The sequence below is a fragment of the Duganella dendranthematis genome, from assembly GCF_012849375.1.
GTDB classification, from domain to species: Bacteria; Pseudomonadota; Gammaproteobacteria; order Burkholderiales; family Burkholderiaceae_D; genus Rugamonas; species Rugamonas dendranthematis.
The window spans coordinates 2,553,042-2,567,988 of record NZ_CP051684.1; the positions used below are offsets into that span (position 1 = coordinate 2,553,042).

Consider the following 14,947-nt stretch of genomic DNA (forward strand, 5'->3'; position numbering starts at 1 on the left):
TCAGTCAGCGCCTTGCTTCGACTGGCACAAGTTGCTGTTGCGGTAGGCCGCGACGTAGTCGTCGAAATTCGATTGCGGCGCGGCTTCCATCTCGGCCTGTTCGGCCAGCGAGACGGCGGCCAGACCGTCGAAGTAGGCGGCTTCCTCGGCGTTTGGCGCATGGCTGCGGAAGTAGGCCGCATGCTGTTCGCTTTGCGCCAGCGCGAAGGCGTTGAACGAGTCGCCGTGCGATTTCAGCGCTTCCAGTACCTTGGCCGATGGCGTCAGCGTCGGGTCGTTCAGCTTGAGCGACTGCGCCGCCAGCGCGTCGCCGTGGATGCTGTCGCCGCGCAGCGTATCGAGCAGCGCGGCGGCGGGACGAATGCGTTCCAGCAGGTCGGCGCCCCATACCGGCAGCGGCACTTCGGCGTCGCCGTTGTGCAGCGTCAGGCCCGGACGGCGGCCTTCCTTGACGGTGCGGGCAAAGTTCTCGGTGTAGCGCGCGCTTTGTTCGGGCGTGATCTGCGGGCTTTCTTCCAGTGCGCAGAACAACAGGAAGGCGTCGAGGAAGCGGCCGGCCGTTTCGCTGATGCCCACCGGTTCAAATGGGTCGACGTCCATGCAGCGCACTTCGATGTACTGCACGCCGCGCGCGCACAGCGCCTGGATCGGCCGTTCGCCGGTCTGGATCACGCGCTTGGGACGAATGGTGGAGTAGTACTCGTTTTCGATCTGCAGCACGTTGGTGCTCAGCTGTATCCATTCGCCATCGCGCTTGGTGCCCAGCTTGGCGTACGGTTCGTACGGCTGGTTGACGGCCTTGGTCAGCGCCGCCACGTAGCTGTCGAGACAGTTCTCGTGCGGGCTCAGGCCCGATTGCGCATCGTTCTGGTAGCCCAGGTCGCTCATGCGCAGGCTGGTGGCGTACGGCAGGTACAGCGTGTCGGCCGACAGTGTTTGCAGCTTGTGCGGACGACCGCGCAGGAAGCCGGACGACAACACCGGCGAGGCGCCGAACAGATACATCAGCAGCCAGCTGTAGCGGCGGAAGTTGCGGATGGTGGCCAGGTAGGCTTCCGACTGGAAGGCGCGCGGCGTCAGGCGCTTGCCGTCGGGCTGTTCTTTGGCTTCCTGCTCGGCCAGCACGCGCCACAGGCGTTCGTCCAGCGAGTAGTTGTAGTGAATGCCGGCGATGCACTGCATCGCCTTGCCATAGCGCAGCGCCAGGCCGCGCCGGTAGACATGCTTGAGCGTGCCCAGGTTGGAGGTGCCGTACCAGGCGATCTCGATGTCTTCTTCAGCCGGCAGCGTGCACGGCATCGACTGGCTCCACAGCAGCTCATTGCCCAGCTTGCTGTAGGCGTAGCGGTGGATGCCGTCCAGCTTGGCGAGCGTGACGCCAATATCTTTTTCAGCGGGGGTGATGAATTCCAGCAGCGTCTCGGCGTAATCGGTGGTGATTTGCGGATGCGTCAATGCCGACCCCAGAGCGCCCGGATGCGGGGTGTGCGCCAGATGCCCGGCGCGGTCCACGCGCAAGGTCTCCCGCTCGATGCCCCGCAGCCCGCCTGCCAGCACGGCGCGGTGTTTTTCTTCGGCCAGCAAGGCCAGGCGTCGTGTCAAAAGAGTTGGCAATTTGAAATCCTTTCTGGTGCAGCGAATAAATTATTGGTGCAGAGAGTAACCGATATTGGCTGAACTCGCCGAAAGGCGGCAAGAAGAGCATTTTAACAAAAAGCGCTGCTTTTTCTCGGTGCGCCAACCGACCTCCGCATTTGCCACACCGGACAGAACGTTTGGCAAACAGGAAAATTTTGTAATCCATTTGAAGCTACTCATAATCAGTTATCGGCAAGAATGATGCGGAGAAGCAATATGAGCAGCCCTAACCGAACCTATAGCTCAGTGCTATTCATCGACGCCAGCGTGGTCAATGCCGACGCGCTAGCAGCCGGCGTTGCCGATGATGTATTGGTCGTGAAACTGGCTTCATGGCGCGACGGCGTCGAGCAAATCGCCACCGTGCTGCGCAACCATGAAAGCCTGGACAGCATCCAGATTGTGTCGCACGGCGCGGCCGGCCAATTGCAACTCGGTAACACCATACTCGACAGCGCCCACCTCGAGGATTATCAGGCCGCCGTGCGTGAATGGGGCGCCGCCCTGTCCGCCGATGGCGACCTGCTGCTGTTCGGTTGCGACGTCGCCGCCGGCGTGACCGGCCAGAGCTTTGTCGATGCGCTGGCCTACGTCAGCGGCGCTGACGTGGCGGCCTCGACCGACACCACCGGCGTGCATGGCAACTGGAACCTGGAATACCACAGCGGCGCCATCGAGGCCGCTGCCGCGCTGACCGTGGAAGCCGAGCAAGCCTATGCCGCCGACCTGGCGCTGGTTAACAACGGCAGCAACGGCACCATCACCTTCAGCACCAACGCCAACGTCACACTGCTCAACGCCACCGGGCTGGCGGCCGGTACCGTCGTGCATGCCGATAACATCCTCGGCCTCGGGCTGGACTTGTACGCGCAGAGCACCAATGGCGGCGGGGTGCAGGTGGTCAACGTCAATGGCAGCAATCTGATCGGCATTCCGCTCAGCGACGACCGCCTGACTGTCAACGGCTCGCTGCTGTCGCCGGTCAGCTACGTCGACCTGCGCGCCAACAGCGGCGTGTTCGATGCCGTCAGCCTCAACCTGGGTAGCGGCAGCCTGCTGGGTAACCTGCTGGGCACGGTGATCTACACGGTCTACGCGCTGGACGCCAATTACCAGCCGACCGGCGTCGGCGTCTCGCTGACCAGCTTGCTCATCAATGAATATGGCCTGCTGAATTTCGATTCGATGGCCAACTTCAAGGGCATCTACGGCATCCGCATCGTCAACCCGCTGGGCTTTGAGATCGCCATCGACGATTTGCAAATCGCCAATGCGCGCGCCGCCAACAGCATCACCTCGGCCGCCTACAACGCCGGCAGCGGTGTGCTGAGTCTGACGGCGGTCGGCATCCGCGCCGGCGACGCCATCGATCCCACCAAGCTGACCATCACCGGCGCCAATGGCGCCAGCTACACGCTGACGTCGTCGGTGGTCAGCGCCAGCAGCACCACGGCGGCCTCGATCACGCTGAACGCGGCCGACAAGCTGGCCGTCAACGGTCTGCTGAACAACAACGGCGCCGCCAGTGTAGACGGCACCACCTTTAACGTTGCGGCGGCCGCCAACTGGGACGGCAACCTCAGCAACGGCGTCGACCTGACCGGTAATCCGATCGCGGTCACCAATGTGCAGCTGCCGACCATCAGCTCGGCCAGCTACAACGCTGCCACCCATGTGCTGACGGTCACCGGCGCCAATCTGGTGGGCGTGGTCGGCGCCAACAACGACATCACCGTCGCCAAGCTGGGCCTGACTGGCGAGGGCGGCGCCACGCGCTTCCTGAACACCAGCAGCAATGTCGAGGTCAACAGTTCGACCTCGTTCTCGGTCACGCTGTCGGGGTCCGACATCGCGGCGGTCGAAGCGCTGCTGAACAAGAACGGCAGCATCTCGGCCGGCGGCACCGCCTACACACTGTCGGCGGGGGATGACTGGAACAGCGTGATCGGCAATGCCAACACCGCTGTCAGCGCCGCCATCGTGGTGGTCAACAACACCAGCAACAGCCCGCCGACCATCACCGGTACGGCCACCGCCGGCGTCGGCGACAACGCCACCATCAAGCCGTTTGCCGGCGTCACCGTGGCCGATGTCAACGGCGACAACGTCAGCATGACGATCAGCTTCAACGCCGCCAACGGCACGCTGAGCGGCGCCGGCCTGTCCGGCAGCAACGGCAGCTACACGCTGAGCGCCACCACGCCGGCCGCGCTGACCACCGCGCTGAAGGCGCTGACCTTCACGCCGACCGCTAACCAGGCGGCGGTGGGTGTCAACATCAACACCACGTTTACCATGGTGGCCACCGACGCCAACGGCGCCGCCGTCACCAATACTTCCACCGTCATCACTGCCACCTCGGTCAACGATGCACCGGTGCTGGCCGGCACGGCGGCGGCGCAGAACGTCACCGCCGGCGGCACGCTGCATCCGTTCTCCTCCATCACGCTGAGCGATCCGGATGTCGGCGCGTCGGTGATCGTCACGATTACGCCGGACAGCGCCACCAAAGGCGCATTCACGCCGGCGTCGCTGAGCGCGTCCGGCTTTGTCACCACCGATGGCGGTGTGACCTACACCTTGTCTTCAGCGGCGCCCGGCGCTGCGCAGGCAGCCTTGCAGGCGCTGATCTTCAAGAGCGCGGCCGGCGTCAGCGCCACCACCACGTTTACCGTCTCGATCAACGACGGCAGCGTCATCGTCAGCAACAGCGGCACCACCGTGGTGTCGGCGGTGCCGAGCGGCACCACCGCGCTGGGCGTGACGTTCTCGGCCGATACCGGCATCAGCAATACCGACCTGATCACGCAGACCGCCGCGCAGAATATTACCGGCACGCTCAGCAGTGCGCTGCTGAGCAACGAAAAGGTTGAAGTGTCGCTCGACAACGGCACCTCCTGGACTACCGCCACTGCCGCCACCGGTTCCACCAGCTGGGCGCTGAACGGCCAGACGCTGAGCGGCGCCGGCACCTTGCAGGTGCGCGTGACCAATCCGGGCGGCAGCAGCACGCCGCTGAGTGCCAGCTATTCGATCGACAACACGGCGCCGACCACCACCTCGGCCAGCGTGGCGTTCTCGGCCGACACCGGCGCCAGCCCGACCGACCTGATCACCAAAACAGCGGCGCAAACCATCAGCGGCACGCTGAGCGCCAACCTGGGGACCGACGAGCATGTGGAAGTCTCGCTCAACAACGGCAGCACCTGGGTCACCGCCAGCGGCAGCAGCGGCAGCGCGGCCTGGTCGCTGGCCGGCCAGACCCTGACCGGCAGCAATACGCTGCAAGTGCGCGTAGTGGATGCGGCCGGCAACGCCGGCGCTGCCGCCAGCAGCGCCTACCAGCTGGACACTACCGCGCCGACCGTGTCGCTGAGCAGCAACGTCAGCGTGCTGAAGAGCGGCGAGAGTGCGGTGATCACGCTGACCTTCAGCGAAACCCCGGACGGCCTGGCGCTCGGCGACCTGACCGCCAACGGCGGCACGCTGGCCAACCTGGTGGCCACCGCCAATCCGCGCGTGTACACGGTGGAATTCACGCCGAATTCCGGCCTCAGCGGCTTGCTGGGCAATGTCACGCTGACCAACAACAGCTATACCGACCTGGCCGGCAACAACGGCAGCGGCGCCACCTCGGCGGCGATCTCGATCACCACGCTGGGTCCGAGCGTGCTGATCACCAGCGACGCGGCCACGCTGAAAAGCGGCGAAACCGCCAACATCACGTTTACCTTCACCAGCCCGCCGACCGGCTTTGCCGCCAACGATATCAGCGTCAGCGGCGGCACCCTCAGCGGCCTGACCTACCAGGGCGGCAGCGTCTACACCGCGCTGTTCACACCGGGCGCCAACGTCAGCGCGCCGGCCACCATCACGGTCGCCAGCGGCAGCTACACCGACGGCCTGGGCAACCTGGGCGGCAGCGGCGTGACGCCGCTGATCCTGGTCGACACCAAGGCGCCGACGCTGGTCATCACCAGCGACCTGGCCTCGCTGAATGCCGGCAGCGTGGCCAACATCACCTTCACCTTCAGCGAAGCGCCGCTGGGCTTCGTCGCTGGCGACGTGACGGTCAACGGCGGCGTACTGAGCGGTTTCACGGCCACCCCCAATCCGCTGGTGTACACGGCGGTGTTCACGCCGTCGGCCGGCATCGCCAGCGGCGCGGCCAGCATTACCGTGGCCGGCGGCAGCTATACCGATCTGATCGGCAACAGCGGCACGGCCGGGCCGTCGCCGTCGGTCAGCATCGACACGGTGGCGCCGACCACCACCGGCGCCACCTTCAGCTTCTCCAGCGATACCGGCGTCAGCAACACTGACCTGATCACGCGCACCGCGGCGCAGACCGTCAGCGGCACGCTGAACGCGGCGCTGGTGTCGGGTGAAACGGTGCAGGTGTCGCTCGACAACGGCGCCACCTGGAGCAACGCCGGCAGCAGCGTCGGCAGCGCCAACTGGAGTCTGGCCGGCGTCACGCTGACCGGTAGCAATACGGTGCAGGTGCGCGTCAACGACGCTGCCGGCAACCATGGCGCCACCGCCGGCACGGCCTATGTGCTGGACACCACCGCGCCCACCGTGCTGGCCTCCAGCGACCTCGGCGTATTGCGCGCCGGCCAGAGCGCCACGCTGACCTTCACCTTCAGCGAAGCGCCGTCCAATTTCAGCGCTTCGTCGCTGACCGTCACCGGCGGCAGCATCAGCGGCCTGGCCGCCACCGGCAATCCGCTGGTGTACACCGCCACCTTCACGCCGGCCGCCGGCCAGCTGGGCGTGGTCGCCACCGTGCAGGTCAACGCCGGCGGCTATATCGACGCGGCCGGTAACAACGGCCAGGCCAGCCTGACCGTGCCGATCGCCATCAACACCACGCTGCCGTCGCTGCTGATCAGCGCCGACGATGTGGCGCTCAAGTCGGGCGAGGCGGCCACACTGACCTTCACTTTCAGCACGCCGCCGACCGGCTTTACCGCCAGCGATATCGTCCACAACAACGGCACGTTGAGCGGCTTTACCGCCACCGCCAATCCGCTGGTGTACACGGCGGTGTTCACGCCTGCCGCCGGCGTTGGCAGCGGCACGGCCGACATCAGCGTCGGCGCCGGCGCCTATACCGATGCGTTCGGCAACAGCGGCAGCGGCGCCACCGGTCCGGTGATCAATATCGATACGCTGGCGCCGACCGTCGCCATCACCAGCAATGTGACGGCGCTCAAGGCCGGGGAGACCGCCACCGTCACCTTCACCTTCAGCGAACTGCCGGTCGGCTTTACCGCCGGCGATGTGGTCACCGCCGGCGGCACGCTGGGCGGACTCACGGTGACCGCCAATCCGCTGGTCTATACCGCCACCTTCACGCCGACCGCCGGCATCCAGAACACGGCGGCCAGCATCACCATCGCGGCCGGCGCCTTCACCGATACGGCCGGCAATGCGACCGGCGGTGCGCTGACGCCGCCGATCGCCATCGATACGCAGTCGCCAACCGCAGTCGCCAGCACCGTAGTGTTCTCGGCCGACAGCGGCAGCAGCAACATCGACCTGGTCACCAACGCCAGCGCCCAGACCATCAGCGGCACGCTGGCCGCGCCGCTGGGCGGCGGCGAGTATGTGGAAGTCTCGCTGGACAATGGCGCCAGCTGGACGACCGCCACCGGCGCCGGCAGCGCCTGGTCGCTGAGCAGCCAGACCCTGACCGCCAGCGACACGCTGAAAGTGCGCGTGACCGACGCCGCCGGCAACCACGGCGTCAGCTATTCGGTCAGCTACGTGCTGGACAACACGCCGCCGACCGCCATCATCAGCAGCAATGTCGCCGCCGTCAAGGTTGGGGAGACGGCCACCATCACCTTCACCTTCAGCGAGGCGCCGAGCGGCTTCGACCTGAGCGACATCAGCGCTGCCAACGGCGTGCTGAGCAACCTGACCGCGACCGCCAATCCGCTGGTCTACACCGCCACCTACACGCCGGCGGTGGGCGTCAACGGCGTCACCGACAGCATCACGCTGACCGCCGGCAGCTATACCGACAAGGCCGGCAACGCCGGCGGCGGCGCCACCTCGCCCGGCATCGGCGTCGACACCCAGGCGCCGCTGACCTCCGGTGCCAGCGTGGTGTTCTCCAGCGACAGCGGCGCGGCCGACCTGGTCACCAATGTGGCGGCGCAAAACCTCAGCGGCACGCTCAGCGCCAATCTGGTCTCTGGTGAGACGGTGGAAGTCTCGCTCAACAACGGCGTCAGCTGGATCTCGGCCAGCGCCAGCGCTGGCAGCAACGGCTGGAACCTGGGTGGACAAACGCTGAGCACCGGCGCCGGCCATAATATTCAAGTGCGCGTCAGCGATGCCGCCGGCAACCACGGCGCCGCCTACAGCGCCGCCTACACGCTGGACCAGACTGCGCCGACGCTGGCGATCAGCACCAGCAAATCGGTGCTCAACAGCGCCGACGCGCCGCTGATCACCTTTACCTTCAGCGAAGCGCCGGTCGGCTTCAGCGCCAGCAGCGTCTCGGTCAGCGGCGGCACGCTGACCGGCTTTACCGCCACCGCCAATCCGCTGGTGTACACCGCCGTATTTACGCCGACGGCCGGGCAGGCGGCCGGCGTCGGCTCGGTGACGGTGGCGTCCGGCGCTTACACCGACCTGGCCGGCAATAACGGCCAGGCCGGAGCGACGCCGACCATCACCTACGCCACCGTGGCGCCGGGCGTGGCCATCTCCAGCGACGTGAGCGCCCTGAAGGCAGGCGATAGCGCCAACATCACCTTCAAGTTCAGCAGCGCGCCGACCGGCTTCGGCTTCAACGACATCGTGGTCGGCGGCGGCACGCTCAGCCCGCTGACGGCTACCGCCGATCCGCTGGTGTACACGGCCGTGTTCAACGTCGGCGCCGGGATTGCCAACGGCAGCGGCACCATCAGCGTGATTAGCGGCAGCTATACCGACAGCCTGGGCAACCTGGGCGTGGGCGGCGGCATGGCGGCGATCGCCATCGACACGCTGGCGCCGTCGCTGCTCATCAACAGCAGCGCCCTGACGCTCAATGCCAGCGGCACGGCCATCATCACCTTCACCTTTAGCGAGACGCCGGCCGCGTTCACGCTGGGCGACATCAGCGCCACCAACGGCGCCGTCAGCAACCTGGTGCAGACCGCCAATCCGCTGGTGTACACCGCCGTGTTCACGCCGGCCGCCAATGTGGCCAGCGGCAGCGCAGTGATCAGCGTGGCGGCCGGCGCCTATGCCGATGCGGCCGGCAATGGCGGCAACGCCGGCGTCTCGCCCGGTATCAGCATCGATACACTGGCGCCGTTGCTGGGCAGCGGCAGCGTGCTGTTCTCGGCCGACACCGGCAGCAGCAGCACCGACCTGATCACCCGTACCGCCGCGCAAAACATCGCCGGCACGCTGAATGGCGGCGTGCTGGCCGCCGGCGATGTGGTGGAAGTTTCGCTCGACAACGGCGCCAGCTGGATCACCGCCAACGCCACGGTGGGCGGCACCTCGTGGTCGCTGTTCGGCCAGACGCTGAACGGCAACGGCGCGCTGCAGGTGCGCGTCAGCGACGCCAACGGCAACCATGGCGCGGTCGGCATCCACAACTACCTGCTCGACACCACCGCGCCGACGGTGGCCGTCAGCAGCGACGCCAGCGCCCTCAAGGCCGGCCAGAGCGCAACCATCAGCTTCACCTTCAGCGAGGCGCCGTCCGGCTTTACGCTGGGTGACCTGATCGCCAGCGGCGGCACGCTGAGCGGCTTCGCCGCCACTGCCAATCCGCTGGTGTACACGGTGGTGTTGACGCCAACGCCGGGCTTTAACGGCAGCGCCAGCGTCACGCTCGGCAACAACTTGTACACCGACACCGCCGGCAACGATGGCAGCGGCGGCAGCTCGCCATCGATCAGCGTCGACACGCTGGCGCCGACCTTGGCCATCACCAGCAGCGCCACTGCGCTCAAGGTGGGCGAAACGGCCACCGTCACCTTCACCTTCAGCGATGCGCCGAGCAATTTCGCGCTGGGCAGCATCAGCGCCAGCAACGGCGCGCTGAGCGGCCTCACCGCCACCAGCAACCCGCTGGTGTACACCGCCACCTTCACACCCGGCGCCGGCATCGCCAGCGGCAATGCCGTCATCAGCGTGGCCGGTAGCGTCTACGCGGACGCCGCCGGCAACAACGGCGCCACGGTCAGCAGCGCGCCGATCGCGCTCGACACGCTGGCGCCGACCGCCAGCGGCCTGACGGTCGCCTTCTCGGCCGACAACGGCGTCCCTGGCGACCTGGTGACCAACGCCGTCTCGCAAGTCATCACTGGCACGCTGAGCGCGCCGGTAGGCGCCGGCGAATACGTGCAGGTTTCGCTGGACAACGGCACCACCTGGCTGACCGCACTGTCCACTGGTCCCGGCCAGTGGGCGCTGACGCCGCAACTGCTGAACGGCAGCGGCACCCTGCAGGTACGCGTCAGCGACCCCGCCGGCAACCACGGCAGCGCTTTCTCGGCCGGCTATGTGCTGGACCTGGTGGCGCCGACCATGACCGTCACCAGCAACGCCACCACGCTCAAGGGCGGCGAAGCGGCCACGCTGACCTTCACCTTCAGCGAAGCGCCGGTCGGGTTTGCGGTGGGCGACCTGGTGGCTGTCAACGGCGCGCTGACCAACTTTACCGCCGTCTCGCCGCTGGTCTACACGGTGCTGCTCACGCCGACGGCAGGACTGGCCGGCGGGGGCGCCGGCGTGACCCTGGCGCCCGGCCTGTATTCCGACCTGGCCGGCAACCTGGGCGGCGCCGCCGTCTCGCCGCTGATCACGGTCGATACGCAGCCGCCCGTGCTGAGCATCGCCAGCAGCGCCGCCAGCCTGAAGATCGGCGAATCGGCCACCATCACCTTCACCTTCAGCGAATTGCCGGTCGGCTTTGCGCTGAACGACATCACCGTCGGCGGCGGCACGCTGAGCGGCTTCGGCCTGACCGCCAATCCGCTGGTGTACACCGCGCTGTTTACGCCGACGCCGGGCGTGTCGGCAGGCACCGGCACCATCGTGGTGGCGGCCGGCGGCTTCCTCGACGCCGCCGGCAACCCCGCCGCCGCGTCGGCCATCACGCCGATCAACTATAGTACCCAGGCGCCGAATACCGGCATTGCCACGGTGGAATTCAGCAGCGATACCGGCTTGCCGAACGACCTGATCACCACCACGCCGCTGCAAACGGTGCACGGCACGCTGGACGCCAATGTGCAGACCGGCGAGGTGGTCCAGGTGTCGTCCGACAACGGCCTGAACTGGGTCAATGCGGTAGCGCCGGTGGGCGCCGCCAGCTGGACGCTGGCGGCGCCGCTGTTCCTGAGCGGTAACGGCACGCTGCAAGTGCGCGTGACCGATGCGGCCGGTAACCACGGCGCCGCCTACTCGGCCGCTTATGCGATCGACGTCACGCCGCCGACGGTGGCGATCAGTTCCAACGTCGCCACGCTGAAGGCCGGCGAGAGCGCCACCATCACCTTCACCTTCAACGAACTGCCGCAAAACTTCAGCGCCGCCGACATCGTGGTGCCGCCCGGCAGCGGCAACATCACCGGCTTCACCGTCACCGCCAATCCGCTGGTTTACACGGCTGTGTTCACGCCGACGGCCGGCTACAGCCTGCCGGCTGGCGTGTCGCTGCTGGCCGGCAGTTATACCGACACCGCCGGCAACGCCGGCGCCGGCGCCACCAGCGGCGCCATCAGCGTTGACGCGGCGCCGCCGACGCTGACCATCAGCAGCAGCCTGTCCTCGCTGAAGATCGGCGACACGGCGCTGATCACCTTCACCTTCAGCGAACTGCCGGTTGGCTTTGCGGCCGGCGACGTCACTGTTGCCGGCGGCACGCTGAGCGGCTTCGGCGTTACCGCCAATCCGCTGGTGTACACCGCGGTGTTCACGCCGACGCCGGGCGTCAACACCGCCAGCGCGGTCATCAGCGTGGCGCCAAGTGTGTACAGCGACGCCGCCGGCAACGGCGGTTTGGGCTCCATCGCGCCGACGCTGGCGCTCGATACGCTGGCGCCGCTGTCGGCCGCCACCGGCGTGCCGACGTTCTCCAACGACACCGGCGTTGTCGGCGACCTGATCACCTCCAATCCAACGCAAACCGTCAGCGGCAACCTGTCGGCGCCGCTGGCGGCCGGCGAAGTGGTGCAGGTGTCGTTTAACGGCGGCGTCAGCTGGCAGAACGCCACCGTTAGCGGCAGCGGCTGGAGCCTGGCGCACACGCTGACCGGCAGCGGCGTGATGCAGGTGCGCGTGGCCGATGCGGCCGGCAACTTCAGCCCCGCCACCGTGACGCCCTACGTCTTCGACCAAACGGCGCCGACAGTCACCATCAGCAGCAATATGGCGGTGGCCAACGGCGTGACGCCGGCGGAGATCACCTTTACTTTCTCCGAACCTCCATCAGGCTTTAGCAGCAGCAACATCATCGTCGCCGGCGGCAGCCTCGGCACGCTGACGCCGACCAGCGATCCCAAGGTCTTCACTGCGACTTTTACGCCAACACCGGGCGTCGCGTCGGGCACCGCCACCATCACGGTCAACGGCTACACCGACACGGCCGGCAACAGCGGCAACAGCGGCAGCATCCCAGCGCTGCAGATCGATACCGTGGCGCCGACTGCTGCAGCCAGCGGCGGCGTAACGTTCTCCAACGATAGCGGCACTGGTGGCGACCTGATCACCAACAATCCGTCCCAACTGCTGAGTGGCAACCTCAGCGCGCCGCTGGCGGCTGGCGAAGTGGTGCAGGTCTCGCTCGACGGCGGTTTGAACTGGCAGGTGGCGACGGTCAGCGGCACTACCTGGTCGCTGTCGCACACGCTGGCGCTGGGCACGCGCATGATGGTGGTGCGCGTGTCGGACGCGGCCGGCAACATCAGCGCCGCCCATTCGGTGCAGTACACGGTGGATACCAGCGCGCCGACCGTCACCGCCACCAGCAGCGGCGCGGTGGGCCAGGGCGGCTCCGCCACCATCACGCTGACGCTCAGCGATCCGGCCGTACTGACGCAGGGTAACGTCGTGGTCACCGGCGGCACCATTACCGGCTTCAGCGGCAGCGGCAGCACCTACACGGTGATCGTCACACCGCCGGCCAACAGCACCACGCCGATTACGGTCAACGTCGGCGGCAACCTGTTCACCGATGCGGCCGGCAACAGCAATATCGCCTCGGCGCCGCTGGTGGTCAGCGTCAACACCAACCCGCCGCCCACCAATCCGGGCACGCCGTCGACCGTGGATGGCGTGCAGCTGACCACCGTGACCGGCATCGACGCTCGCACCGGCCTGGCGACCCGCACCATCAATGTGCCGACTATCACCAACAGCCGGCCGGAAGACACCAGCACCGAGCATGCCAACCTGGCCGATATCCCGATCGGGATTGCCGCCAGCGGCGGCAATCCGGGCACCAGCCTGGTGGTCAGCCTGCCGGTGGGCGTCGGCTTCGAGGCGGCTGGGCCAGCGTCGCTGCTGAGCGGCAGCATGGCCTTGACCGATCTGATCGGCCGCATCGACGACCATACGGCGGCCGGCCAGGCCACCCGGGTGGCGATGGAGGCGCAGGCGCAGGAATTCCTGGCCGGCCTGGCGCCGAACGTGCTGTTGCAACACGCCACCCTGACCATGAGTGCGGCCAGCAACGCGGCCGCCGGCGTGGTGATGGTCGACGGCAGCGACCTGGTGGTGGCCAGCGGCGGGCATGTCCAGCACGCGACGGTACCGGACAACACCGCCACCGCGCTGGTGATCGACGCCCGCGCACTGCCGCAAGGCATCGGGCTGCAACTGGATGATGTGCACTTTGCCGCCATCATCGGCGCGGCCACGGTGACCGGCGGCGCCGGCGACAACTTCTTCATCGGCGACGGCGAGGCGCAGCGCTTCGTGCTGACCACCGGCAGTGACAACGACACGCTGTACGGCAACGGCGGCGACGACATCCTGATCACGGCCGCCGGCAACGACTACCTGAACGGCGGCGATGGCGCCGACAAGCTGGCAGGCGGCGGCGGCAACGATGCACTGCATGGCGGCACCGGCGACGACGTCCTGCAAGGTGGCCGCAGCGATACCGGCCAATGGCAGTTCTACCTGAAGGACGGCAAGGTGGTCGGCATCCACCAGACCGCGCTGGCCAACGCCACCGGCACCGAAACGCTGACGGCGGCGGAAATGAACCAGAGCGAAGCGATCCTGAATTTTGTCAGCGGCAGCGCCGCCAAGCTCGACATGCTGTCGCTGATGTACCACGCGGCCTTCGACCGCGCGCCCGACCTGGAAGGGCTGAACAACTGGGTCCGGCACGAACTCAGTGTGCAGCAGCAGGCCGAGGGGATCTTAATGGCACCCGAATCGACCAACGGCATCATGAAGCTCAGCAACCACGACTACGTGGCGACCTTGTTGCATAACGCCTTGGGCACCACGCCGGACGCCAGCGCGCTGGCGCCGTACCTGACGCGGCTGGATGCGGCCGCCAACGGCGACCTGGCCACCCGCGTCGGCGTGTTTGTCGATATTGCCCTCAGCAGCGCGCACCGCACCGCCTACGACACCGGTAACGGCTTGGCGCTGGGCGGCCAGTTGTTGACGCAGGAGCAGGGCTGGATCGCCAATTCCGGCGACGACCGGCTGGAAGGCGGCGCCGGCAACGACCTGCTGGTGGGCGGCGACGGCACCGACACCATCGTCTACAGCGGTGCTGCCAGCCAGTACAGCCTGTCGCTGAGCAAGGGCGGCGATGTCATGGTCGCCGAGCAGGACGGCGGCATTGACACCATCCGCCAGATTGAACTGGGCGAATTCAACGGCGTCACGCGCGACCTCAGCTTTACCCAGGCTGGCGCTGGCAGGCTGCAGGAACTGGGCATGCTGTACCACCTGACGCTGGGGCGTGCCGGCGACCTGGCTGGTTTCATGAACTGGTTGGAGGCGGGCCCGCAGGGCAGTGCGCTGGGCGCCGGCTTCATCGATTCGGCTGAGTTCCAGAACCGCTTCGGCGTGCTGGACGATAACGCCCTCATCACCCAGCTGTACCACAATATCGGGCTGCAGGCCGACAGCGCGGCACTGGCCAAGTGGGACGGCTATCTGGACAACCACAGCCGCTATGACCTGACCATCGCCATGGCGCACGACGTCACGCTGGTGGGCAGCCAGTTCGGCGCCAACGGCATGAGCCTGGTGGGTAGCTTGTAAATTGCCATTCTGAAAGGCGTGGCAGCGGTTTTGCCGGAAGACGAACTCGACAATTTGA

General features: G+C 67.0%; 2 protein-coding genes. One reads left to right on the top strand and one right to left on the bottom strand.

Translation table 11 applies throughout. The annotated features are described in order from the left end of the window. Positions 1-1,614: a glutamate--cysteine ligase gene (gshA, locus tag HH213_RS11775; protein ID WP_169112368.1), complete on the bottom strand. Its 1,614-nt coding sequence runs from the start codon at positions 1,612-1,614 to the stop codon at positions 1-3. 240 nt (positions 1,615-1,854) lie between these two features. On the opposite strand from gshA, the gene HH213_RS11780 reads away from it, so the two are divergent. After that, complete coding sequence (locus tag HH213_RS11780; protein ID WP_169112369.1) at positions 1,855-14,889, top strand: Ig-like domain-containing protein; 13,035 nt, start codon at positions 1,855-1,857, stop codon at positions 14,887-14,889. Positions 14,890-14,947: the final 58 nt, after the last annotated feature.